The sequence below is a fragment of the Paraburkholderia sp. genome (assembly GCF_047605525.1).
Taxonomy (GTDB): domain Bacteria; phylum Pseudomonadota; class Gammaproteobacteria; order Burkholderiales; family Burkholderiaceae; genus Paraburkholderia.
Window position 1 is genome coordinate 482,658 of record NZ_JASGFN010000001.1, and the last position, 23,021, is coordinate 505,678.

Below are 23,021 nucleotides of genomic sequence, written 5' to 3' on the forward strand. Positions count from 1 at the left end.
GCCGAGCCTTCGTTACAATGGCCCCTGATCCGATAACCAGATTCACACGATCCTTGAACTACGACACTCCGCCCGGCCTCGAAGTCGCGGCCGGCAGCCAAGGCAAGATCGTCCGTCTCTCAGGCCAGTGGACGGCGCTCGCGCTCGCGCGCGATCGCGACACCGGGCACGTGATCCCCCTGCTGCGCTCGCTGACCGGCGCGCAGGGCATCGACGAGTGGGACCTGTCGCGCATCGACAGGATGGATCACGTCGGCGGCCAGGCGCTGTGGCGCGTATGGGGCCGCAAGATGCCGCCCGGCACCGCGCTCACCGACACGCAGCGCGACATCTTCGATCGCATCGCGATGCTCGACACCGTGCGCGAGAGCGCCGAACCGGTGCCGCGCTTCGATCCGTTCACCCAGCTCGGTCTCGCGATCTTTTCATTCGGCGAGCATCTGTACGGCGGCGTCGCGATGCTCGGGCGTGTCGTGCTCGATCTGCTCGCCGTCATCCGCAAACCCAAAATCACGCCGTGGACCGAAATCTCCGCGAACGTCTACAACGCCGGCGCGCGCGCGCTGCCGATCACCGCGCTCGTCGCGTTCCTGATCGGCATCGTGCTCAGCTATCTGTCGGCGCAGCAGTTGCGGGTGTTCGGCGCGAACCAGTTCATCGTCAATATTCTCGGCCTCGCGGTGATCCGCGAACTCGGCCCGGTGCTCTCGGCAATCCTGGTGGCGGGCCGCTCGGGCTCGGCGATCACCGCGCAGATCGGCGTGATGCGCGTGACCGAAGAGCTCGACGCGATGCGCGTGATGGGCATCTCGCACGGCCTGCGACTGATCCTGCCGCGCGTGATCGCGCTCGCCGTCGCGATGCCGCTGCTCGTGATGTGGACCAACGTCATCTCGTTGACGGGCGGCGCGATCGCCGCGAAGCTCGTGCTCGGCATCGACATGAATTTCTTCGCGCGACAACTGCCGGTCGTCGTGCCGATCGCGAATCTGTGGATCGGCCTCGGCAAGGGCGCGGTGTTCGGCATGCTGATCGCGCTCGCCGGCTGTCATTTCGGCTTCCGCATCAAGGCCAATTCGCAAAGTCTCGGCGAAGGCACGACGACCTCGGTGGTGACCTCGATCACGATCGTGATTCTCGCGGACGCGGTGTTCGCGATTCTCTTCCAGAACGTGGGGCTCGGATGATCGCGCCGCTCACCGAGGCCGTGCGCGGCCAGCCGGTACCGTCGATCGAGGAGCCCGTGATCGAGGTGATCGACATCACCAAGCGCTACGGCCGCAACATCGTGCATCAGCATCTGAGCCTCGAGGTGCGGCGCGGCGAGATCGTGTCGATCGTCGGCGGCTCGGGCTCGGGCAAGACCACGCTGGTGCGGCAGATTCTCGGCCTCGAGCGGCCGTCGTCGGGCACGATCAAACTGTTCGGCGAAAACCTCGCGACCATCTCTCCCGAAACCGCGCTGCTGATGCGCAGCCGCTCCGGCATGCTGTTCCAGCGCGGCGCGCTGTTCTCGTCGCTGTCGGTGTTCGACAACATCGCGCAGCCGGTGCGCGAGCTGGGCAAGGTGCCCGAAGACCTGCTGCGCGACATCGTGATGCTCAAGCTCGAAATGGTCGGACTGCCGTGCAAGCATGCGTCGAAGATGCCGTCGGCGCTGTCGGGCGGCATGATCAAGCGGGTCGGCATCGCGCGCGCGATCGCGCTCGAACCCGAGCTGCTGTTCCTCGACGAACCGACCGCCGGGCTCGATCCGCAGGCGTCCGACGAATTCGTCGAACTGATTTCCGGGCTGCATCGCGCGCTCGGCCTGACCGTGGTGATGGTCACGCACGACCTCGACACGATGGTCGCGCTGTCCACGCGCGTCGCGGTGCTCGGCGACCGCAAGGTGCTCGTCAACGCGCCGGTCGAGGAGGCGGCGGGCGTCGATCATCCGTTCATCCGCGAATATTTCCTCGGCCTGCGCGGGCGCCGCGCGTTGCAGGCGCTGCCGCCGGAGCGCCGCGCGAAGCTGCCGCAGGCGGCGCTCGAGCCGGCGTCGTCCGAGATATCGCTATGAAGCAGGCCGCTATGAACCAGGAAACCTGACAATGGAAAACAAAGCACACGCGTTCTGGGCCGGACTGTTCACGGTCGTGCTGACGGTGGCCATCGCGCTCGCCGCGTTTCTGTTCAACGTCGACCGCACGGTGCGGGTGCCGTACGATCTGATCGCGCGCACCAACGTGACCGGTCTCTTTGCCGACGCGGCGGTGCGCTTTCGCGGGCTCGACGTCGGCCGCGTGCAGTCGATCAAATTCGATCCGAGCCATCCTGGGCAGATCGTGATCCGCATCATGGTCGACGAGCACGCGCCGATCACCCGCTCGACGTTCGGCAGCCTCGGCTTGCAGGGCGTGACCGGCATCGCGTTCGTCCAGCTCGACGACACCGGCCGCGATCCGACGCCGCTACGGTCTTCCCCGCAGCAGGTCGCGCAGATGCCGCTGCGCCCCGGCCTGCTCGACCAGTTGCAGCAACGCGGCGACGTGCTGCTGCGCAAGCTCGAAAAAGTCACCGACAACGTGAACGACATGCTGTCGCCGGAAATGGTCGCGCAGCTGCACGACACGGCGGCGAGTATCCAGCAGGCGGCTTCCGGCGTCGCGACGCTGACGCAGCAGTTCGCGCCGGTCGCCGGCAAGCTGCCCGGCACGATCGACCAGCTCAATCGCACGCTCGCGTCGACCAACCAGATGATCACGGGCCTGAACCGCCCGGACGGGCCGTTCGAGCGCAATCTGAACAAGGTCGGCACCGCCGCGCAGCAGGCGGGCGACGCGCTCGCCGAGATGAACACGTCGCTGCAGGATCTGTCGGCGCGGGTCGGCTACGAGACACTGCCGCGGGTGAATTCGCTGAGCGAGGACGTGCGCTCGGCGGCCCAGTCCATCGATCGCGCGGCCGATACCTTCAGCACCAATCCGCGCAGCGTGCTGTTCGGCGCGCCGCGCCCGGCGCCGGGTCCGGGCGAGACCGGCTTCGCGTGGCCCGCCGCGCAGGCGACCCCCGCAGCCCACTAAATCCGCAGGCCAGAACAGAGGAAGATGCTCATGTCACGCTCGATTCACCGACTGTTGTCCGCACGCGCCGCGTTCGCCGCGCTGCTCGCGTTCGGCGTGCTGGCCGCGGGCTGCGCGGGCACCTCCGCGGTGATCGCGGACACCCGCTACGACTTCGGTCCGCCGCCGCAAGCCGCCGCGGCGGCGCCGCTGCCCGCCGTCAAGGTGCTCGAAGTCGGCGCGCCGTCCGTGCTCGAATCCGACCGGCTGGTCTATCGGCTGAGCTACGCCGACGCGCAGCAGACCGCCGCGTACGCGAACAGCCACTGGACGATGATGCCGTCGCAATTGCTGACGCAGCGCCTGCGCAATGCGTTGAGCGCTCGCGGCACCGTGCTCACGGGCGCCGACGGCGTGGCCGCGCCGGTGCTGAGGGTCGATCTGCTCGAGTTCGAGCAGGTGTTCGACAGCCAGGCCGACAGCCACGGCGCGATCACCGCGCGCGCCACGCTGATGCAGAACGGCAAGGTGATCGGCCAGCACACGTTCGTCGCGCGCGCGCCCGCGCATTCGCCCGATGCGGCCGGCGGCGCGCAGGCGCTCGCCGCGGCCAGCGACGACCTCGTCGCGCAGATCGGCGCGTGGCTCGGCTCGCAGGCGCTGGTCGCCGCGCAATGACCGGCGGGCAGCGCACGCAACGGAGCGCTGCATGAGTGAGCGACCCTGGCTGCGCCGGCCGTCGGCGCTGGCCCGTCAGGCACTGCTGCTGTACACGGCGCTGATCGTCTACGGCTCGTGGTATCCGTTTTCCGGCTGGCGCTCGCTCGGCCTCGCGCCGTTCGCCTATCTGTTCGATCCGATGCCGCAGTATCTGACGGCGTTCGACGTCGTCACCAACGTGCTCGGCTATATGCCGTTCGGCGCGCTGCTGGTGCTCGCGGTGTACCCGCGCTGGCGCGGCACTCTCGCCGTCGCGCTCGCGTTCGTGCTGGGCGCGCTGCTGTCCGGCACGATGGAGGCGGTGCAGACCTACCTGCCGACGCGCGTCGCATCCAATCTCGACCTCGCCGCCAACACGCTCGGCGCGCTGCTCGGCGCGGCGATGATGTCGCCCGCGACCGGCGCGCTGCTCGATCGCGGTTTGCTCAGGCGGATGCGGCTGTTGTGGTTCGAGCGCGGCCATGCGGCGCTCGCGTGTCTCGTCGTCGCGTGGCCGTTCGCGACGATGTATCCGGCGCCGCGTCTGTTCGGCCTCGGCAACTGGCCGCGCGCGCTGTGGCTGCGCTTCGATCCGGTGTCGCAGGATGCGCTGCTCACGTGGACGCCGTCCGCATGGCACGTCGGCGCATGGCCGGCGGTGGCCGCCGCGTGGCTGCCCGACGACGCGTGGGAGATGGTCATCACGACGCTGAACCTGTTTGCGGCGCTCGCGCTCGCGTCGCTGCCGATGCGCCGCCACGCGCCGCGCGGGGGGCTGTTGCTCGGGTTCGTCGTCGCGACCTTGTGCGTGAAAGCCGGCGCGACATTCCTGCAATCGCAATCCGGTCTCGCGTTCGACTGGGCGACGCCCGGCGCGCTGCTCGGGCTTGCGTGCGGCACCGTCGCCGCGCTCGTCACGCTGCCGCTCAGGCGCCGGGTGCGCGCGGCGCTCGCGGGGCTCGCGCTCGTCGTCGCGCTGGTGTTCGCCAATCTGCTGCCGGTGAATCCGTATTTCGACGCCGTGCTCGCCGACTGGCGGCAAGGGCGTTATCTGCATTTCAACGGGCTTGCGCGCTGGCTTGCGTGGGTGTGGCCGTATGCGGCGCTGGTGTGGCTTGCGTTTGCCGTCGAACGGGCGTGGTTGAAGCGGCGGGCGAAGCCTTCATGAGGCGTCCGTGAAGGTCCCGAGCCTGTGGCCAACCCCCGGCGTCTCCCAGGCCCGCTCGCTATAATCGTCCGCACGACAGGCGCATTACGCAGGCCACGCGCCGATGGCGCCCTTGCACTTCCTTTCAGCCTCGCTCCCCCGGACATCATGGATTCCTTCTACAAGCACCACGTCTTCTTCTGTCTGAATCAACGCGAGCCCGGCGCCGAGCGTCCGAGTTGCGCGAACTGCAACGCCCAGGCGATGCAGGAGTACGCAAAAAAGCGCGTGAAGCAACTCGGCCTCGCCGGTCCCGGCAACGTGCGCATCAACAAGGCGGGCTGTCTCGATCGCTGCGAACTCGGCCCGACGCTCGTCGTGTATCCGGAAGGTGTCTGGTACACCTACGTCGACGAGAGCGACATCGATGAGATCGTCGAGTCGCATCTCGCGAACGGCAAGGTCGTCGAGCGTCTGAAGATCGATCAATAACTCGAACCAGCAAGCGATCCACAGGCACCCCCATGAACGTGAACACGAAGAAATATCTGATCGACGGCCCGGTCGGCAAGATCGAGGTCGCGCTCGACCTGCCCGACGGCGTACGCGAGAACGGCGCCGCGCCGCGCGGCATCGCGCTCGTCGCGCACCCGCATCCGCTCTTTGGCGGCACGATGGACAACAAGGTCGCGCAGACGCTCGCGCGCACGCTCGTGCAACTGAACTACGTGACGTATCGATCGAATTTCCGCGGCGTCGGCCAGACCGACGGCGAGCACGACGCGGGCGTCGGCGAGCGCGACGACCTGCGCGCGGTGCTCGAGCACATGCGCGCGGAAGGCGAATACGGCGCTCTGCCGCTCGTGCTCGCGGGCTTTTCGTTCGGCACCGTCGTGCTGTCGCATGTGGCCGCGAAGCTGCGCGAAGAAGGGCAGGAGATCGAGCGCATGGTGTTCGTCGGCACCGCGGCGAGCCGCTGGGACGTCGCGCCGGTGCCGGAGAACACGCTCGTGATTCACGGGGAAGTCGACGAGACCGTTCCCATTCAATCCGTTTACGACTGGGCACGGCCGCAGGAATTGCCGGTCGTCGTGATTCCGGGCGCCGAGCATTTTCTGCATCGCAAGCTGCACGTGCTGAAGCGGATCATCGTCGACGCCTGGCGGTAAGAAACGCGCGCCCCGCGCGTTTTCCGGGGGACAGGTACGCGTAAACGTGGGCGAATCGCCACTCTTGGCGCGAAGCTGGGCTGGTGGCGCGCGTATAATGAGCGCTCTTTTTTGGGCGCAGCGCCGCCCATCCGGCAGATTCGCGCGCCGCGGAGTCGTTTCGCGTGCAGCGCGGCCGGGTGCGAAGCGCTGCGCTCGCGAACCGATTGCGCCGCCGGAAGTCCAATGAGCGCCGCGCCGTTTTACGGCCAGATGCCCGCCGACCGGCTCCCCCAACTATGCGCGCTGCCGCGCGATGTATTTTTCTGCACGAATCGACCTTATGCGTTTCTCCTCCTCTGGCCGCACGTCATTCCCGTCAGTCGCTTCCCTCGCTCCCGCCTCACTTAATCGCGCCATCACCCTCGGTCTTATCCTGCCGGCCACGCTCGTTGCGACGAGCGCGTTCGCACAGGTGCCGCCGCCGGGTGTGAATGCGCGCTCGTGGGTGCTCGTCGACGCCACCAGCAACCAGGTGCTCGCCTCCGGCAATGCCGACGAGCGCGTCGAGCCGGCCTCGCTGACCAAGCTGATGACCGCGTATCTGGTGTTCGAGGCGCTGGACTCGAAGAAGATCACGATGGATCAGACCGTGATGCCGGGCGAAGCGGTGCGCCGTGTGAAAACCGACGAATCGCGCATGTTCATCGAGGCGAACAAACCGGTCACCGTGCATGACCTCGTGTACGGCATGATAGTGCAGTCGGGCAACGACGCGGCGATCGCGCTCGCCGAACTGGTCGGCGGCAGCGAGGCGCAGTTCGTCAACATGATGAACGCCGAGGCGCAGCGCCTCGGCATGAAGCACACGCATTTCGCCGACGTGAACGGCATGCCCGATCCGCAGCACTACACCACGGCGGGCGACCTCGCGATCCTGTCGGCGCGGCTGATCCGCGACTATCCGGATTACTACAACATCTTCGCGGTCAAGGAATTCACGTACAACAAGATCAAGCAGCCGAACCGCAACCGTCTGCTGTGGATCGACCCGACCGTCGATGGCCTGAAGACCGGCCACACGCAGGCCGCCGGCTACTGCCTGATCGCGAGCGCGAAGCGTCCGCTGCCGGGCACGCCCGACGCGTCGCGCCGTCTCGTCTCGGTGATGATGGGCGAGCCCAAGGAGCACGACCGCGTGCAGGACAGCCTGAAGATGCTGAACTACGGCTACACCGCGTACGACACCACGCGTCTGTACAAGGCGAACCAGGTAGTGGCCACGCCGCGCGTCTACAAGGGGGCGCAGGACAACGTGCAGGTCGGCGTGAAGAGCGACCAGTACATCACGCTACCGAAGGGCGCGGGCGACAAGGCGAAGCCGCAGATCGAACTGAACGATCCGCTCGTCGCGCCGATCGCGAACGGTCAGCAGGTCGGCACCGCGAAGCTCGTCGCCGACGGCAAGGTGCTCGCGCAGTTCCCGGTCGTCGCGCTGCAGCCGGTGCCGCAGGCCGGCGTGGTCGGCCGCGTGTGGGATTCGCTGATGTTGATGTTCAACAAGAAAAAGTAAGGGCTGCACCGCAATGACCGCTGTCTCCGATGTTTCGCTTGACCCGATCGTTTATCTGAACGGCGAACTGGTGCCGTTGTCCGAAGCGCGCGTGCCGGTGCTCGACCGTGGCTTTATTTTCGGCGACGGCATCTACGAAGTCGCGCCGCTTTATGCGCACGCGAGCGGCCGGCGCACCGCGTTTCGGCTGACGCAGCATCTGGCGCGGCTTGCACGTTCGGTCGACAGGATCGGCATCGCCAATCCGTTCGACGACGCCGGCTGGCGCGAGCTGATCAGGCGCGTGGCCGAAGCCAACGAGACGGATGGCGGCCTGCGCGCCGATCAGGACGCGATTGCGTATATCCAGGTCACACGCGGTGTCGCGAAACGCGGCCATGCATTCCCGGCCGGCGTGAAGCCGACCGTGTTCGTGATGGTCACCGCGCTGAACCTGCCTGATGCCGCGCAACGCGCGCAAGGCGTGCGCTGTGTGAGCGCCGAGGATCGCCGCTGGCTCAATTGCGACATCAAGTCGGTGTCGTTGCTCGGCAACGTGCTGATGGCGCAATACGCGGCCGAAAACGATGCGTTCGAGACGATCCAGTTCCGCGATGGCCTGCTGACCGAAGGGTCGTCGTCGAACGTGTGGGTCGTGAAGAATGGCGTGCTGGCGGCGCCGCCGCGCAGCCACAAGATTCTCGAAGGGATCCGCTACGGTCTGATCGAGGAGCTGACGGCCGAATGCGGTATCCGTTTCGAAGCACGCGAGATGACCGAGGCCGAAGTGCGCGCGGCTGACGAAATCATCGTCAGTTCGGCCACCAAGGAAGTGTTGCCGGTCACGCGGCTCGACGACGAGCCGGTTGGCGCGGGCAAGCCGGGCGCGGTCTTTGCGGCGCTGTATGCGGCGTATCAGCGAGCCAAGGCCCGCGAGGCGGAAGAAGGAGTAGAAGAGAATGAATCCCGAGAACGACTCGCTGTTTGAGTTTCCCTGCGATTTCCCGATCAAGGTCATGGGCAAAACGCACCCCGAGTTTGCCGCGACGATCGTCGAGGTGGTGCGGCAATTCGATGGCGACGTCGATGCGTCCCGGGTCGAAAGCCGGCCATCGGGCAGCGGCACCTACACGGGGCTGACCGTCACCGTGCGCGCTACCAGCCGCGCGCATCTCGACGATATCTATCGCGCGCTGACCGGCCATCCGATGGTCAAGGTCGTGCTGTAAAGCGTCGCCACGTTTCTGATCACGGCGCGGCGCGCAATGCGTCCGCCGCCGTCCCTTCCGCCGCGAGGCGCGCACTCGCGGCCGGCCCCACCGAGCAGGCCAGGTCGAAAAGCTGCCTGAAGCGCGCCACCTCGTCGAACACCCAGTCGCGAAACGCCTTGACCCGCTCGGTTTCGAACATCTGCGGCGGGCAGATGAAATAGTATTGCCACGGGCTCGGCCCATTCACATCGAAGAGCCGCACGAGCCGGCCCGCCGCGATTTCATGCATCGCGAGCGAGCGGCGCGTGAGCGCGACTCCCTGGCCGTCGACGGCCGCCTGCAACAGATTCGACGAATCCTGGTACAGCACGCCGCGCTTCGGCTCCGGCCAGTCGGTGAGGCCGGCCGCGTCGAACCACGGGCGCCACAATTCGTCGTCGGAACGCAGCAGCGGGAGCTGGGCAAGGTCGGCCGGGGTTTGCGGCAGCTTGCCGCCGTTGAAGTGCGGCGCGCAGGCAGGAAAGTAGATCTCCTCGAGCAGCAGTTCCGCGTGCAGCCCCGGATATTTGCCGAAGCCGAAACGGATCGCGACGTCGACGTCATCGCGTGCGAAGTCCGTCAGCGCATTGGTGGACAGCAGCTCGAGGTCCCACTGCGGATGCGCCTCGATAAAGCTGCCGATGCGCGGCGTGACCCAGCGTGCCGCAAACGACGTCAGCATCGACACCACGAGGCGACGGTCGCGGTCGCCCGCGCGGATCGCGCGGGTGGCGTCGGCGAGTTGCAGTAGCGCCTGGCGCACCTGCGCGGCATAGCGCCGGCCGGGTTCGGTGAGACGCACGCGTTTGCCGTCGCGCGCGAACAGCGCCACGCCCAGTTCGGCCTCGAGCGCGCGGATCTGGTGGCTGACCGCGCCGTGCGTGACGAACAGCTCGTCGGCGGCGCGCGAAAAGCTTTCGTGGCGGGCGGCGGCTTCGAATGCCTTGATCGCGTTCAGTGCGGGGAGTTGGCGAAGGTCCATCGCAATATTTCTCACATAGAGGTGAAAATTGATCGTTTTGTCAGAACCCTTGCTACATCTACGATTCTAGCCATGAAACGATTTTTGGTGAGGGCATCATGCGAGAAATTTCCTCTAGCATTGCGTATGAAATCCGCACGGGCGAAACGCTGCCGCTGAAGGTGGCGCGCAGCACGAAGCTGACCGTGCGCGGCGGCGCGGTCTGGGTCACGCGTAGCGACGACATCAAGGATTACTGGTTGCAGCCCGGTCACACGCTGCATCTGCGGCGCGGCGAGCGGCTCTGGCTCAGCGCCGAGGGCGCCACGTTCGCGAAGGTGACGTTTTCGGTGCCGACGCGTTGCGACGAGCGCGCGCTGAACTGGCTCGCGCGCATCGGCGAGCGGTGGATGATGCGGGTGCGTGGAGGGTGGCGCACGGTTTAAGGGCGGCAGGGGAAAGGGCTCCCCTGGCTCCGCCCGCACCGGCGCGGATTCCCATATTTCGGTAAACTGCCGGGATCATGTGCGCCACCCCGGTTTCCCCGTCTCCGTTGCCCTTACCCACCGTCGCGCCGCCGACCCTGCGCTGGCTCGGCCGCGAACCCTACCAGGCCAGTTTCGACGCGATGCGCGCATTCACCGACGCGCGCAACCCCGACACCCCTGACGAAATCTGGCTCGTCGAACATCCACCCGTCTTCACGCTCGGCCAGGCCGGCGATCCGGCCCACCTGCTGGCCGCCGACAGCGGTATCCCGCTCGTCAAGGTCGATCGGGGCGGGCAGATCACGTATCACGGGCCGGGTCAGGTGGTCGCGTATCTGCTGCTCGACCTGCGCCGGCGCAAGCTGATGGTGCGCGAGATGGTCACCCGGATCGAGCAGGCCGTGATCGATACCCTGGCGGCGTATAATCTCGCCGGAGAACGCAAGGCGGGCGCTCCCGGCATCTACGTGGCGCCGGGTCCCGGCGCCGGGCCGCATGCCGGCGCCAAGATCGCGGCGCTCGGCCTGAAAATCCGCAACGGCTGCAGCTATCACGGCGTGAGTCTGAACGTGAACATGGACCTGCGGCCGTTTCTCGCGATCAATCCATGCGGCTACGCGGGGCTCGAAACGGTCGACATGGCGACGCTCGGCGTCGCCGCCGGCTGGGACGACGTGGCCCGTACCCTGGCAGCACGCCTCACCGCAAACCTCGACGGCAATCCCGCGGCCGTCGCCCAACCGCAGGCCGGTGCGCTCACCGCCTGACTGGATCGAACGAATGACTGACGTTACCGCGAATCCCGCAGCCTTCCCCGCACCCGAAGGCGTGCCGCCCCCCGCCGCCTACGACGCCACCGCGAAGCAGAAAGCACAAGCCAAAACCGCTCGCATCCCGATCAAGATCATCCCGATCGAAAAGCTGAAGAAGCCGGACTGGATCCGCGTGAAGGCGGCCACGGGCAATTCGCGTTTCTACGAAATCAAGCAGATCCTGCGCGAACACAATCTGCACACCGTGTGCGAAGAGGCGAGCTGCCCGAACATCGGCGAATGCTTCGGCAAGGGCACCGCGACCTTCATGATCATGGGCGACAAGTGCACGCGCCGCTGCCCGTTCTGCGACGTCGGCCACGGCCGCCCCGATCCGCTCGACGCGGAAGAGCCGGTCAATCTCGCGCGCACGATCGCCGCGCTGAAGCTCAAGTACGTCGTGATTACCAGCGTCGACCGTGACGATCTGCGCGACGGCGGCGCGGCGCATTTCGTCGAATGTATCCGTCAAACGCGCGAGCTGTCGCCGGAAACGCGCATCGAAATCCTGACGCCGGACTTCCGTGGCCGCCTCGACCGCGCGATCGGCATCCTGAACGCCGCGCCGCCCGACGTGATGAACCACAATCTCGAAACGGTGCCGCGTCTGTACAAGGAGGCGCGCCCCGGTTCGGACTACGCGCATTCGCTGAAGCTGCTGAAGGACTTCAAGGCGCTGCATCCGCACGTCGCGACGAAGTCCGGCCTGATGGTCGGCTTGGGCGAAACCGAGGAGGAAATCCTGCAAGTGATGCGCGATCTGCGCGAGCACGACGTCGATATGCTGACGATCGGCCAGTATCTGCAGCCATCGGAGCACCATCTGCCGGTGCGCGCGTACGTGCATCCAGACACTTTCAGAATGTACGAGGAAGAAGCGTACAAGATGGGCTTCACGCACGCCGCCGTGGGCGCGATGGTTCGTTCGAGCTATCACGCCGATGTGCAGGCGCATGGAGCCGGTGTGGTGTGACGCGCTTGCGCTTTGCCGTGCCGTGTTGCTGGTTGCCGATAGCAGCAGAAAAGCCCGCCGATACGCGGGCTTTTTTGTGCGCGCGCTGATGTTCGTCGATGCATCGATCCGGTCCTCGCTGTGCCGCGTCCGACACGCGATACTACGCGCGGGGCTCGCGCGCCGGACCGCCGAATATCTGTCAGTAACGCGCCGGTAACACATCAGTAATGCGTTGCGAGCACACTGAACCGCTCAATCAGGAAGGGAACGAGACGTGGCAAATGGGATCGATCGCGGGGTATCCGCACAATGGCCTTATCCGCGGCTGGTCGCGCATCGCTGCGGCGGCACGCTGGCGCCGGAAAACACGCTGGCCGGTTTCGACGCGTGCGTGCGTCACGGCTACCGGATGGTCGAATTCGACGCGAAGCTTTCCGCCGATAACGAACTCTTCCTGATGCACGACGACACGCTCGATCGCACCACCAACGGTCACGGCCTTGCCGCCGCGCACACGTGGCAGCAGCTCGCCGCGCTCGACGCCGGCGCGTGGCACGGCCCGCAGTTCACCGGCGCGCGGCTGCCGACGCTTGCCGAAGCGGCCGAACGCTGCGCGCGCGACGGTATCGCCGCGAACATCGAGATCAAGCCGTGTCTAGGGCGCGAAGTGATCACCGGCACGCTGGTCGCGAGTGGCGCGCGGACGCTCTGGCAGCGGCAGACACCGCCGCCGCTGCTGTCGTCGTTTTCGTTCGACGCGCTCGCCGCCGCGCGCGAGGCTGCGCCGTCGCTGCCGCGCGGCATGCTGTTCGAGGACGTGCCGGCCGACTGGCTGCGCATCGTGCGCGAACTGGACTGCGTGTCACTGCACGCGAGTCACGTTCATTTGAGCGAGCCGCTGGCCGCGCGGATCCGCGCGGCCGGGTTGCGGGTGCTCGCCTACACGGTGAACGACACTGCGCGCGCGCAACTGCTCGCGCAGTGGGGTGTCGACATGATCTGCACGGATCGGATCGATCTGCTGACGCATGACATGCTGCCGCCCGCGCCGCCACTGCCGGTCTGAGAACAGGGCTGGGGGCACAGGGTAGGCGCGCGGGCGGAGCAGCGGCCCGCGCCCCCTTGCAGCACCCGCCACCCCCGCACAAACCCCTGCGGGTTTCCCCGTAATTCCGCGCCCGGCGGATTCTGGATTCTCCGACGTCCATCGTCCGGATTTCCGGAATCCCGGACGGCGCGCGTTCTGCGTTGCCAGAAAACCCATAAGAATCAAGGCTTCCAGCCCCGCATCGAACTGGCACCGACCTTGCGAATCAAAGCGCGCGGCCGCCACGGCCCGACAACTAAAGCAAGGAGACAACGATGTCCGATTTCCCTTCCCGGTATTTCTGAATTCGTCGTCTTGGTCGCCCTCGCCGCAGCGCGTCCGCACGACGACATTTCGTTCGCGCGCCACGCACCGCCGCGGGCCATGAGCTCATCTCCCTCGCAGGAACTATCGTGAAGAAACCTATCCATAAAGTGCTGTACGTCCAGGTGATCGTGGCGATCATCATCGGTATCGTACTAGGGCATTTCTACCCGAACTTCGCCGTCGACATGAAGCCGCTCGGCGACGGCTTCATCAAGCTCATCAAGATGGTGATCGGGCCGATCATCTTCTGCACGGTGGTCACGGGCATCGCCGGCATGGAGGACATGAAGAAAGTCGGGCGCGTCGGCGGCAAGGCGCTGCTCTATTTCGAGATCGTTTCCACCTTCGCGCTCCTGCTCGGCCTCGCCGCCACGCATCTGTTGCGTCCCGGCGTCGGCTTCAACGTCGACCCGGCTTCGCTCGACAGCCGCGCGGTCGCGTCGTATGCGGCGAAGGCGCACGGCCAGAGCACGGTCGATTTCTTCATGCACATCATCCCGGACACGCTTTCGTCGGCGTTCGCGCAGGGCGAAATCCTGCAGATCCTGCTGATCGCGTTGCTGTTCGGCGCGGTGCTCGCGACGGCCGGTGAGAAGGGCAAGGTCGTGACGAACTTCATCGAAGGGATTTCGCACGTGCTGTTCGGCATGGTGCGCATCATCACGAAGCTCGCGCCGATCGGTGCGTTCGGCGCGATGGCCTTCACGATCGGCAAGTACGGCATCGGCTCGCTGCTGCCGATGCTCAAGCTGATCGGCACGTTCTATCTGACCTCGATCGTGTTCGTGGTGTTCGTGCTCGGCGCGATCGCCCGCATGGTGGGCTTCAACATCTTGCGTTTCGTCGCGTACATCAAGGAAGAGATGCTGATCGTGCTCGGCACGAGCTCGTCCGAAGCAGCGCTGCCGCAACTGATGCTGAAGCTCGAAAATCTCGGCTGCTCGCGCTCGGTGGTGGGGCTCGTGGTGCCGACCGGCTACTCGTTCAACCTCGACGGCACCAACATCTACATGACGATGGCCGTGCTGTTCATCGCCCAGGCGACCAACACCGACCTCACGTGGGGGCAGCAGCTCACGCTGCTCGCCGTGACGATGCTGACCTCGAAGGGCGCGAGCGGCGTGACCGGCGCGGGCTTCATCACGCTGGCCGCGACGCTCGCCGTCGTGCCGACGATTCCGCTGTCGGGCATGGTGCTGATTCTCGGCATCGACCGCTTCATGAGCGAGTGCCGCGCGCTGACCAACATCGTCGGCAACGGCGTGGCGACGGTCGTCGTGTCGGCGTGGGAGAAGGAGCTCGACCGCAGCAAGCTGAACTCGGTGCTGCGCGGCGATGTGGCCGTCAAAGAGCCGGCTGGCGCTTGAGCGGCACGTAGGTTCATCACTTCTGTCGTTACGAGCGCGGACGCCTGCCTATGAAACCGGCGTCCGCGCATCCATCGGGGATGCCACCGATTCCTCCGGCGCCCCCGCTGCCTTATGCCACAATGTCCGATCCCCCTCGATCGGACCTTGCCAACGTGACGCGCCGCCTGCTGATCCTCTTCGTGCTCGCAGCCGGGCTCGTGGCGGCATGCTGGCTCACCTACAGCATCGCGTGGAGCAATGGTGTCGACACGCTGCGGCGCAACGCCGCCGTGCGCGCCGAGCGCACCGCGAGCGCGCTGAAAAGCACGCTCGAGCGCTACGAATCGCTGCCTTATCTGCTCGGCGAGCATCCGATCGTGCAGGACGTGCTGATCGATCCGAATCCGGTCAACGTCAAACGCGCCAATCTGTACCTCGAAGACCTGAACCGCCATGCGCGTGCGACGGTCACCTACATCATTTCCGCCGACGGCTATTGCGTCGCCGCGAGCAACTGGCGCGGGCCGGGCAGTTTCGTCGGCGCGGGCTACCAGTTCCGGCCGTATTTCGTCGATGCGGTGAACGGCGGCGTGGGCCGCTTCTTCGGCATCGGCACGATCTCGCAGGCACCCGGCTACTACATCTCGCAGCCGGTGCGGCGCGACGGCAAGATCGTCGGCGTGGCGGTCGTCAAGCTCGATCTCGAATGGTTCCAGGGCGTCGATGCGTCGGAGCCGCTCGTCGTCACCGACGATCATGGCGTGATCTTTCTGTCGTCGGTGCCGGCGTGGAAATATCACACGATCCGGCCGCTGCCCGGCCAGGTCGCCGATTCGATCTATCAGGCGCGCCAATATGCGCAGCAGCCGATCGCACCGCTGCCGGTGACGATCGAGCGCACGCTCGAAGGCAATGCGCAGATCCTGCGCATCGGCGGTGGGCGTTCCGCGCCGCGCTACCTCGCGTCGCGGCGCGGCATGGGCGAGCCGGACTGGCATCTGATCACGATGTCGCCGGTCGATCCGGTCGATGCCGACGCGCGCAAGGCGACCATCGTGACCGGCTTCGGCTATGTGTCGCTGGTGCTGCTCGCGTTCTACTGGCGCATGCGCCGCGCGCGCGTGCGCGAGGTGATGCGCAGCCGCGCACTGCTTCAGAAGGCGTACGCGGAGCTGAACCAGCGCGTCGCCGAACGCACCGCGGATCTGTCCGAAGCGAACGAACAGTTGCAGAAGGAAGTGGCCGAGCGCACGCGCGCCGAGCAGGAATTGCGCGCCGCGCACGACGAGCTGATCCAGGCGAGCAAGCTCGCCGCGCTCGGCCAGATGGCGGCCGGCATCACGCATGAGCTGAATCAACCGCTCGCCGCGTTGCGCGGCTTCTCGGACAACACGCGCGTGCTGCTCGAACGCGGCGACCAGGCATCGGCGCGCGAGAATCTCGAAGCGATCGCGGCGCTCACCGAGCGCATGGGCAAGATCACCAATCAGTTGAAGCTGTTCGTCGGCCGGGCGCGGCCGCGCAGCGCGCGCGCGCCGATCGTGCGGGCGCTGCGCAACGTCGTCGCGCTGCTGCAAAAGCGCCTGCAGGGTGTCGAGCTCGAGTTCGTACTGGTCGATGCGCAGGCCGATGCCGGTGCCGATGCCAACGCGGCGGCCGGCGCGCGCGCGCCGCTGAATCTCGCCGACGATCATCCCGAGCGGGTTGCGCATTGCGACGAGCTGCGGCTCGAGCAGGTGCTGATCAATCTGCTCGGCAACGCGCTCGACGCGACCGCCGGCATGAGTCCGCCACGCATCACCGTCGAGGTCGAGGTCGCCGACGCGAGCCTGTCGATCACCGTCGGCGACAACGGCCCGGGCATTCCCGACGACGTGCTGCCGCGCCTGTTCGAGCCGTTCTTCACGACCAAGGAAATGGGCCAGGGGCTTGGTCTCGGTCTCGCGATTTCATCGTCGATCGCGCGTGATTGCGGCGGCTCGCTGGTCGCGCGCAACGCGCCGCACGGCGGTGCATTATTCGTGTTGACGCTGCGCCGCGCGCGCGTGCAGACGAACTCTTCGCAGGCGCCGCTGACCGCGGGCTCCTGATATCACCGGAACACGCAATGAACGACGGCCTGCAAGTGCTGTATATCGAAGACGACGAGCTGGTGCGGCGCGCGAGCGTGCAGAGCTTGCAACTGGCGGGCTTCGACGTGATCGGCCATGCGTCGGCGGAGTCGGCGGCCAGGGCGATCAGCGCGGACTTTTCCGGCGTGATCGTCAGCGATATCCGCCTGCCCGGCGCGAGCGGGCTCGATCTGCTCGCGCAGTGCCACGAACGCGCGCCCGACGTGCCGGTGATTCTGGTGACGGGCCATGGCGATATCTCGATGGCGGTGCAGGCGATGCGCGACGGCGCGTATGACTTCATCGAAAAGCCGTTCGCGTCGGAGCGGCTGATCGAAACCGTGCGGCGTGCGCTGGAGCGCCGCAAGCTCGTGCTCGAAAACCTCGCGCTGCGCCGCGAGCTGGCCGGACAGAATACGGTGGCGCCGCGCATCATCGGCCGCAGTCCGGCGATCGAGCAGGTGCGGCGGCTGATTGCGAACGTCGCGCCGACCGACGCGTCCGTGCTGATCAACGGCGATACCGGCGCGGGCAAGGAGCTGATCGCGCGCAGTCTGCACGAATTGTCGCCGCGCCGCGACAAGCCGTTTATCGCGGTGAACTGCGGCGCGCTGCCCGAGCCGATGTTCGAATCCGAGATGTTCGGCTACGAGCCGGGCGCCTTCACCGGTGCGGCGAAACGGCGCATCGGCAAGCTCGAACACGCGTCGGGCGGCACGCTGTTTCTCGACGAGATCGAGAGCATGCCGCTCGCGTTGCAGGTCAAGCTGCTGCGCGTGCTGCAGGACGGCGTGCTCGAGCGGCTCGGCTCGAATCAGCCGATTCGCGTCAACTGCCGCGTGGTGGCCGCCGCGAAAGGCGACATGGCCGAGCATGTGGCGGACGGCTCGTTCCGCCGCGATCTGCTGTACCGGCTCAATGTGGTGACGATCGCGCTGCCGCCGCTCGGCGAGCGTCGCGAGGACATCGTGCCGCTGTTCGAACATTTCGTGCTCGATGCGGCCGTGCGTTATCAGCGTCCGGCGCCGATCCTCACCGATCGCCAGCGCGCGAGCCTGATGCAGCGCGACTGGCCGGGCAACGTGCGCGAGCTGCGCAATGCCGCCGACCGCTTCGTGCTCGGCATCGCCGACGAACCGGTGCTGTCGTTCGACGACGACGGCGCGGCCACTCAGCCGCTGAAGGAGCGCGTCGAGCAGTTCGAGCGCGCGATGATTGCGGAGGCGTTGGAGCAGGCGGGCGGCGTGGTTGCTGTCGCGGCGGACCGGCTGCAGCTCGGCAAGGCGACGCTCTACGAGAAGATCAAGCGATATGGCCTCGCGGCCAAAGGGGAGGGAGAACGGTGAGGGGGGAAGCGCCGGCAGAGGGAAGTTGCGCCGGCGCGTATGAATCGGATTGTTTCCGGGGACTTCAGGATCAGGCTGAGGTGCCTTTCAGCGCTTTCGCGAGCAACTGGTCGAGTTCCGCGAACTGCGGCTCGCCGACGTAGCGCTTCAGGATCTTGCCGTCCTTGTCGATGACGAAGGTGGTCGGCGTGAGCTGGACGTTGCCGAACTGTTTGGCGGCCGAGCCGTCGTCCATCGCGACCTTGAACGGCAACTGACGCGTTTGCGTGTAGTTCGTCACGTACATCGGCGCGTCGTAGTTCATCGCGACCGCAACGAATTCGAGGCCCTGGCCCTTGAAGCGGTTATAGGTCTCGACCATCTGCGGCATTTCCTTCATGCAGGTGTCGCAGTTCGTCGCCCAGAAGTTGACCAGATAGACCTTGCCTTTGAGGTCCGCGGTAGTGAGCTTCTGGCCCGACAGCAGCGTGAAGGTCGCATCGGGCACGCGCTGCTGGCCGGCAAACGCGAAATAGCCGGCGACGGCGAGCGCGATGGCCACGGCAAACGCGATGAGGTAGCGAAGCGGGTTCGCGCGCCGGGCGGCAGTGGACGGATTGGAGCTCATGAACGGAACCTCGGGAGTCGCGCGGGCGGCGCGGAACAATGGGTCGGCAAGCGATGATCTTGAGGCGCTGCTGAATAGCCCGGCTATTGTAGCGCCATTGGTGCTGTTGCGCCGGAGCGGCAGGTCGGCGGGAAGGCGTGTCAGCAATGGATCGGCGGATAATAGGGTTTTACGTTCCTGTAAGCCCGATCTTCCGTCCCCATGCTCCGAATTGCCTTTGGCCCTCGCCGTTTGCTTGCCCGTGTTTCGTCCTGTCTTCGTTTGATGAGCTGTTTGGTGGTCCGCTCACCGGTCCGCTCGCCGAGCCGCCGCCGGCCGGCCAGTGCCGTTGGCGTTCCGGCGCATTTGCCGCGCGCGCGAGCGCTGCTCGGCACGGCGCTCGGCGCGCTCGCGCTCGGTGTCGCGCTTGGCGCGTGCTCGCCGACCTTCGACTGGCGCACCGTCATGAACAACGACAACGGCTACACGGTCGATTTCCCGGCCAGGCCGGGCAATGACCAGCGCGCCGTGCAGATCAACGGCACGCCGATGCAGATGGCGATGCAGACGGCCGAAGCCGGCAACGCGGTGTTCGCGGTCGGCACCGTGATGCTGCCGGACGACAGCGACGCTACCCGGCGCGCCGCGCTCGATTTCCTGCGCGCGGGCCTGGCACGCAACGTCGGCGCAGCACCGGACGCGCACGCGGTGCAAATCCCGCTCGCCGCGGGCGGCAAGACGCCCGGCCTCGAGATGAAGGTGAGCGGCGCGGCCGGCGCTCAGCATGAGACCCGCACCGTCTATGCACGGCTCGTGGCGCACGGCCGGCACGTCTACCAGGCCGCGATCATCGCCGATCAACCGCTGGCGCAGGACCAGGTCGACCAGTTTTTTTCGTCGTTCCAACTGTATTGAGAAACGGTACTTTTAGCCCTGTCCGGCGCATGGCGATCTACCGCGAACAGTGAAAGTTCCTTCGCAGGTTTGTGCGCTAATTCGCGGTTTACGTTGATGTTTTGCAGTTATTCACGACGCCTGTGGATAACTCTGTTGAGAACTCGGACCCATTCGCCGCCAAAGCCCGGCCGGTGGGCCTTTCGTCAGAATTCACGGGTGCTGTGCATTTTAAAAAGATCAATAAAATCAAGACCTTTTTGATGCGTCGCGCAGCATGCCTTTCAGATGTTTCTAAATCTGTCAGGAACTCGGACATGTGTATAAGTCAAGTCTTGACAGTAGATTTTTCTCCTTATAGCGAGCCATAGGCCCGGCGATATTGAATCGCCTCGGCGATCTGCGCGGCGCTCGGCATCGCCGCGCCGGCAAGGTCGGCGATCGTCCGCGCGACTTTCAACACCCGGTAGTAAGCCCGCGCCGACCAGGCGAAACGCTCGCCTGCTTCGCGCAGCAGCGCTTCGCCTGCCGCGTCCGGCCGACAGACTTCGTCCACTTCCCGGCCGGCCAGTTCGCGATTGGTCTTGCCTTGCCGAACCCGTTGCCGCTCGCGCGCGGCGCTCACCCGCTGCGCGATGGCCGCGCTGGCTTCGCCCGCGGTCGCGGCGCGGGCCGCGAGTTCGGCGGGCGTCAGCGCCGGGATTTCGAGCTGAATGTCGATCCGGTCGAGCAGCGGGCCCGACAGCTTGCGCAGATAGCGCGTCGCGATCTCCGGCGTGCAGCGGCAGCGCCCGCCCGGATCGCCACGCCAGCCGCATGGGCACGGGTTCATTGCGGCGATCAGTTGGCACGCGGCCGGAAAGTCGGCCTGCAACCCGGCGCGCGAGATCGTGATGCGGCCCGCTTCGAGCGGCTCGCGCAGCGTTTCGAGCACGACGCGATCGAATTCGGGCAATTCATCGAGAAAGAGCACGCCAAGATGGGCGAGCGTGATCTCGCCCGGCTGCGGCGGATTGCGTCCGCCGACCAGCGCCGCCGCGCTCGACGAATGATGCGGCGCGCGAAATGGCCGCTGCCGCCACTGCGAAGGTTTGAAGCCGATCCGGCTGGCGGACAGCAACGCGGCGGAAGTGAGCGCTTCGTCGTCGGTCATCGGCGGCAGCAGGCCGGGCAGGCGCGCGGCGAGCATCGACTTGCCGGCGCCGGGCGGTCCGATCAGCAGCACGTGATGGCCACCGGCCGCGGCGACTTCCAGCGCGCGCCGGGCGGCGCGCTGGCCGATCACGTCGGCCATGTCGGGGGCGACAGAGGCGGGTTGGTCGCCGGGCTCCGGCGCTTCGAGCGGGGTGAGGCACGCGTCGGCTTCGCCTGCGAGGTGCGCGCACAGCGACGGCAGATCGGCGGCGCCATAAACGTCGACGCCCGGCACGAGCGCCGCTTCCGCCGCGCTTGCGGCGGGCAGATAGAGCTGTGGGATGCGCAAGGGTGGCGCCGCGGCTTCCCCGGTAGATGAAGGCAACGCGGAAGAAGCATCAGAGGTCGTATCGGCATCGGCGCCGCTGGCGGCCACGCCGCCGCGCGCGGTGCCGCACGCCATTGCGAACGCGCCGCGCATCGGCCGCAGCGCGCCGGTCAGCGACAGCTCGCCGGCAAACTCGCGATGAAGCAGCGATCCGGCGGGAATCTGCCCGCTCGCGGCGAGAATGCCGAGCGCGATCGGCAGATCGAAGCGGCCGGACTCTTTGGGCAGATCGGCGGGCGCGAGATTGACGGTAATGCGCCGTACCGGGAAATCGAAGCCGCAGTTCTGCAGCGCCGCGCGCACGCGTTCGCGGCTTTCGCGCACTTCCAGATCCGGCAGGCCGACGATCGAAAAAGACGGTAGTCCGTTGGCGAGGTGAACCTCGACGGTTACTTCGGGCGCGCGGCCAGAGGCCGGCGCGCGACTGCGCACCACGGCAAGCGACATGTTTTCTCCCCGTCGGACCACGCGCTCGAGGCGAGCGCGAATCCCCTAAAACGCTGATGACGTCACGGCCCGCTTGCCGGTGATGTACAGCACTGCGCAGCGCCAGGGCTGCGAGCAGGGTTACGGCGTCTGGGTGAGCGGCAGCTTCTGCTCGAGCTCGGCGACGCGGCGCTCCAGTTCCTCGAGGCGCGCGCGCGTGCGCACGAGCACCTGAGTCTGCGTATCGAATTCCTCGCGCGTGACGAGATCGAGCTTCGAGAAGCCTTGCGACAGCATCGCCTTGACGTTGCGCTCGACATCCTTGGCCGGCGAGTTCTTGAACAGATCGCTGACGCGCGCCTGGAAGTCGTTGAAAACGTCGTTTGGTTGTTTCATGGTGTTCCCCTTGATGCACGAAAAATGTGCATGTTTCGTTACGTCCGTGCCCCGTTGCGGCGAATGGGCGATCCTGGTGCGCGCCGCTTCGCCTCGCGCGGCCGCATGAGCGCATTTGGTGCGCGCCATCGCGTTCGGACCTTCGAACACTCTAGCAACGATCCCTACGCCGCGCCACCGCCCGCCGCGCCGCTCGCCGTTCGGACAAGGCCGTCCGGGCGGCTTGCGCCACACGCGCGAGGCGCTGTCCGACGCAACATGGCATAGGAGTTGCTGTTACTGCCCCGCGCGCACTGCCAGGGCGTTTTTACCGGCAAGGCACAAGACCGCGGTTACGGGTACGCAACGGGATCTGCAACAGACTAGCGAGGAATTTCATGAAGCTCATTACCGCAATCATCAAGCCGTTCAAGCTCGATGAAGCACGCGAGGCCTTGTCGGCGATCGGCGTGTCGGGCATCACGGTGACGGAAGTCAAAGGCTTCGGGCGGCAGAAGGGCCACACGGAGCTGTATCGGGGGGCCGAATACGTCGTCGACTTTCTGCCGAAGGTGAAGATCGAGGCGGCGGTGTCGGACGACATCGTCGATCAGGCGATCGAGGCGCTCGAGCGGGCCGCGCGCACCGGCAAGATCGGCGACGGCAAGATTTTCGTCACGCCGATCGAGCAGGTGGTGCGGATCCGCACCGGCGAAACCGGCGCGGACGCGCTGTAACGACCACGACCAAAGCATAGCGACACAGATAGCGACAAGAGGAAAACGAAGATGCGCAAACTATTGATGTCCCTGCTGATGGCCGGCTCGCTGCTCGCGGGCGGTATCGGCGCCGCCCTCGCGGATGACGCTTCCGCGCCCGCCGCCGCCTCGGCTCCCGATACGACGGCGAGCGCGCCGGCGCCGGACGCCTCGGCCGCGGCAG

The 23,021-nt window shown here is 66.5% G+C and carries 23 protein-coding genes; 19 read left to right on the forward strand and 4 right to left on the reverse strand.

All coding sequences use genetic code 11. The features are described 5' to 3' along the window. Positions 1-53 precede the first annotated feature (53 nt). The 10 genes from QM685_RS02230 to QM685_RS02275 all read left to right on the forward strand — a co-directional run bounded on the left by QM685_RS02230 (position 54) and on the right by QM685_RS02275 (position 8,819). On the forward strand, positions 54-1,187 hold the full coding sequence (locus QM685_RS02230; protein WP_415112245.1) for an MlaE family ABC transporter permease: 1,134 nt from the start codon (positions 54-56) through the stop codon (positions 1,185-1,187). Then, entirely contained in the window at positions 1,184-2,062 is an 879-nt protein-coding gene (locus QM685_RS02235; protein ID WP_415112247.1) for an ABC transporter ATP-binding protein, read from the forward strand. The genes QM685_RS02230 and QM685_RS02235 overlap by 4 nt, the downstream gene beginning before the upstream one ends. Positions 2,063-2,093: 31 nt before the next feature. Further along, positions 2,094-3,065: an MlaD family protein gene (locus tag QM685_RS02240; protein ID WP_415112249.1), complete on the forward strand. Its 972-nt coding sequence runs from the start codon at positions 2,094-2,096 to the stop codon at positions 3,063-3,065. A 30-nt stretch (positions 3,066-3,095) separates the two neighbouring features. Further along, positions 3,096-3,722: an ABC-type transport auxiliary lipoprotein family protein gene (locus tag QM685_RS02245; protein WP_415112251.1), complete on the forward strand. Its 627-nt coding sequence runs from the start codon at positions 3,096-3,098 to the stop codon at positions 3,720-3,722. A 31-nt stretch (positions 3,723-3,753) separates the two neighbouring features. Next, a complete protein-coding gene (locus tag QM685_RS02250; protein ID WP_415112253.1) occupies positions 3,754-4,911 on the forward strand; it encodes a VanZ family protein in 1,158 nt (385 codons plus the stop codon). A 147-nt stretch (positions 4,912-5,058) separates the two neighbouring features. Then, positions 5,059-5,382 (forward strand): (2Fe-2S) ferredoxin domain-containing protein, encoded by a 324-nt coding sequence (locus QM685_RS02255; protein WP_415112255.1) that lies wholly within the window; start codon positions 5,059-5,061, stop codon positions 5,380-5,382. Positions 5,383-5,414: 32 nt separating this feature from the next. Then, a complete protein-coding gene (locus QM685_RS02260; RefSeq protein WP_415112257.1) occupies positions 5,415-6,059 on the forward strand; it encodes an alpha/beta hydrolase in 645 nt (214 codons plus the stop codon). Positions 6,060-6,381: 322 nt separating this feature from the next. Beyond that, a complete protein-coding gene (locus tag QM685_RS02265) occupies positions 6,382-7,611 on the forward strand; it encodes a D-alanyl-D-alanine carboxypeptidase family protein (RefSeq protein ID WP_415112259.1) in 1,230 nt (409 codons plus the stop codon). A 13-nt stretch (positions 7,612-7,624) separates the two neighbouring features. Then, entirely contained in the window at positions 7,625-8,578 is a 954-nt protein-coding gene (locus QM685_RS02270) for a D-amino acid aminotransferase (protein ID WP_415112261.1), read from the forward strand. Further along, positions 8,550-8,819, forward strand: coding sequence for a DUF493 family protein (locus tag QM685_RS02275; protein WP_415112263.1), 270 nt, complete (start codon positions 8,550-8,552; stop codon positions 8,817-8,819). Before QM685_RS02270 ends, QM685_RS02275 begins: the two co-directional genes overlap by 29 nt. 19 nt (positions 8,820-8,838) lie before the next feature. Here QM685_RS02275 and QM685_RS02280 read toward each other — a convergent pair whose 3' ends face one another. Then, positions 8,839-9,822, reverse strand: a complete 984-nt coding sequence (locus QM685_RS02280; RefSeq protein ID WP_415112265.1) for a transcriptional regulator GcvA — start codon at positions 9,820-9,822, stop codon at positions 8,839-8,841. Between the two features lie 98 nt (positions 9,823-9,920). Here QM685_RS02280 and QM685_RS02285 point away from each other — a divergent pair, with 98 nt between their 5' ends. From QM685_RS02285 to QM685_RS02315, 7 genes are all read left to right on the forward strand, one after another. Further along, the gene (locus QM685_RS02285) at positions 9,921-10,247 is read left to right on the forward strand and encodes a DUF2917 domain-containing protein (protein ID WP_415112267.1); all 327 of its coding nucleotides are present in this window, start codon (positions 9,921-9,923) and stop codon (positions 10,245-10,247) included. Between the two features lie 77 nt (positions 10,248-10,324). Then, positions 10,325-11,056: a lipoyl(octanoyl) transferase LipB gene (gene lipB, locus QM685_RS02290; RefSeq protein ID WP_415112269.1), complete on the forward strand. Its 732-nt coding sequence runs from the start codon at positions 10,325-10,327 to the stop codon at positions 11,054-11,056. 13 nt (positions 11,057-11,069) lie between these two features. Next, a complete protein-coding gene (lipA, locus tag QM685_RS02295; RefSeq protein ID WP_415112271.1) occupies positions 11,070-12,074 on the forward strand; it encodes a lipoyl synthase in 1,005 nt (334 codons plus the stop codon). A 256-nt stretch (positions 12,075-12,330) separates the two neighbouring features. Next, positions 12,331-13,122 (forward strand): glycerophosphodiester phosphodiesterase, encoded by a 792-nt coding sequence (gene ugpQ, locus QM685_RS02300; RefSeq protein WP_415112273.1) that lies wholly within the window; start codon positions 12,331-12,333, stop codon positions 13,120-13,122. 434 nt (positions 13,123-13,556) lie between these two features. Then, complete coding sequence (locus QM685_RS02305) at positions 13,557-14,837, forward strand: dicarboxylate/amino acid:cation symporter (RefSeq protein WP_415112275.1); 1,281 nt, start codon at positions 13,557-13,559, stop codon at positions 14,835-14,837. A 50-nt stretch (positions 14,838-14,887) separates the two neighbouring features. Then, positions 14,888-16,909 carry a sensor histidine kinase gene (locus tag QM685_RS02310; protein ID WP_415112277.1) on the forward strand — a complete coding sequence of 674 codons (2,022 nt, stop codon included), beginning with the start codon at positions 14,888-14,890 and terminating at the stop codon, positions 16,907-16,909. A gap of 17 nt (positions 16,910-16,926) precedes the next feature. Beyond that, positions 16,927-18,276, forward strand: coding sequence for a sigma-54-dependent transcriptional regulator (locus tag QM685_RS02315; protein ID WP_415112279.1), 1,350 nt, complete (start codon positions 16,927-16,929; stop codon positions 18,274-18,276). A gap of 70 nt (positions 18,277-18,346) precedes the next feature. Here QM685_RS02315 and QM685_RS02320 read toward each other — a convergent pair whose 3' ends face one another. Further along, entirely contained in the window at positions 18,347-18,883 is a 537-nt protein-coding gene (locus tag QM685_RS02320; protein ID WP_415112281.1) for a TlpA disulfide reductase family protein, read from the reverse strand. Between the two features lie 201 nt (positions 18,884-19,084). On the opposite strand from QM685_RS02320, the gene QM685_RS02325 reads away from it, so the two are divergent. Next, positions 19,085-19,777 carry a hypothetical protein gene (locus QM685_RS02325; RefSeq protein WP_415112283.1) on the forward strand — a complete coding sequence of 231 codons (693 nt, stop codon included), beginning with the start codon at positions 19,085-19,087 and terminating at the stop codon, positions 19,775-19,777. 334 nt (positions 19,778-20,111) lie between these two features. On the opposite strand, the gene QM685_RS02330 is transcribed toward QM685_RS02325, so the two are convergent. Together QM685_RS02330 and QM685_RS02335 are read right to left on the reverse strand one after the other, a co-directional pair. Further along, positions 20,112-21,725 carry a YifB family Mg chelatase-like AAA ATPase gene (locus tag QM685_RS02330; protein WP_415112285.1) on the reverse strand — a complete coding sequence of 538 codons (1,614 nt, stop codon included), beginning with the start codon at positions 21,723-21,725 and terminating at the stop codon, positions 20,112-20,114. Positions 21,726-21,845: 120 nt separating this feature from the next. After that, on the reverse strand, positions 21,846-22,100 hold the full coding sequence (locus tag QM685_RS02335; protein ID WP_026228952.1) for an accessory factor UbiK family protein: 255 nt from the start codon (positions 22,098-22,100) through the stop codon (positions 21,846-21,848). A 377-nt stretch (positions 22,101-22,477) separates the two neighbouring features. Between QM685_RS02335 and QM685_RS02340 the strand changes: the two genes are divergently transcribed. Continuing rightward, positions 22,478-22,816, forward strand: a complete 339-nt coding sequence (locus QM685_RS02340) for a P-II family nitrogen regulator (RefSeq protein ID WP_013088261.1) — start codon at positions 22,478-22,480, stop codon at positions 22,814-22,816. The last annotated feature ends 205 nt before the right edge of the window (positions 22,817-23,021 follow it).

Coding starts and splice junctions, on each gene's coding strand:
- QM685_RS02340 (WP_013088261.1), top strand. CDS start 22,478: ATGAAGCTCATTACCGCAATCATCAAGCCGTTCAAGCTCGATGAAGCA.
- QM685_RS02250 (WP_415112253.1), top strand. CDS start 3,754: ATGAGTGAGCGACCCTGGCTGCGCCGGCCGTCGGCGCTGGCCCGTCAG.
- QM685_RS02235 (WP_415112247.1), top strand. CDS start 1,184: ATGATCGCGCCGCTCACCGAGGCCGTGCGCGGCCAGCCGGTACCGTCG.
- QM685_RS02260 (WP_415112257.1), top strand. CDS start 5,415: ATGAACGTGAACACGAAGAAATATCTGATCGACGGCCCGGTCGGCAAG.
- QM685_RS02315 (WP_415112279.1), top strand. CDS start 16,927: ATGAACGACGGCCTGCAAGTGCTGTATATCGAAGACGACGAGCTGGTG.
- QM685_RS02245 (WP_415112251.1), top strand. CDS start 3,096: ATGTCACGCTCGATTCACCGACTGTTGTCCGCACGCGCCGCGTTCGCC.
- QM685_RS02320 (WP_415112281.1), bottom strand. CDS start 18,883: ATGAGCTCCAATCCGTCCACTGCCGCCCGGCGCGCGAACCCGCTTCGC.
- lipA (WP_415112271.1), top strand. CDS start 11,070: ATGACTGACGTTACCGCGAATCCCGCAGCCTTCCCCGCACCCGAAGGC.
- QM685_RS02265 (WP_415112259.1), top strand. CDS start 6,382: ATGCGTTTCTCCTCCTCTGGCCGCACGTCATTCCCGTCAGTCGCTTCC.
- QM685_RS02255 (WP_415112255.1), top strand. CDS start 5,059: ATGGATTCCTTCTACAAGCACCACGTCTTCTTCTGTCTGAATCAACGC.
- QM685_RS02280 (WP_415112265.1), bottom strand. CDS start 9,822: ATGGACCTTCGCCAACTCCCCGCACTGAACGCGATCAAGGCATTCGAA.
- QM685_RS02330 (WP_415112285.1), bottom strand. CDS start 21,725: ATGTCGCTTGCCGTGGTGCGCAGTCGCGCGCCGGCCTCTGGCCGCGCG.
- QM685_RS02275 (WP_415112263.1), top strand. CDS start 8,550: ATGAATCCCGAGAACGACTCGCTGTTTGAGTTTCCCTGCGATTTCCCG.
- lipB (WP_415112269.1), top strand. CDS start 10,325: ATGTGCGCCACCCCGGTTTCCCCGTCTCCGTTGCCCTTACCCACCGTC.
- QM685_RS02325 (WP_415112283.1), top strand. CDS start 19,085: ATGCTCCGAATTGCCTTTGGCCCTCGCCGTTTGCTTGCCCGTGTTTCG.
- QM685_RS02270 (WP_415112261.1), top strand. CDS start 7,625: ATGACCGCTGTCTCCGATGTTTCGCTTGACCCGATCGTTTATCTGAAC.
- QM685_RS02285 (WP_415112267.1), top strand. CDS start 9,921: ATGCGAGAAATTTCCTCTAGCATTGCGTATGAAATCCGCACGGGCGAA.
- QM685_RS02310 (WP_415112277.1), top strand. CDS start 14,888: ATGAAACCGGCGTCCGCGCATCCATCGGGGATGCCACCGATTCCTCCG.
- QM685_RS02335 (WP_026228952.1), bottom strand. CDS start 22,100: ATGAAACAACCAAACGACGTTTTCAACGACTTCCAGGCGCGCGTCAGC.
- QM685_RS02240 (WP_415112249.1), top strand. CDS start 2,094: ATGGAAAACAAAGCACACGCGTTCTGGGCCGGACTGTTCACGGTCGTG.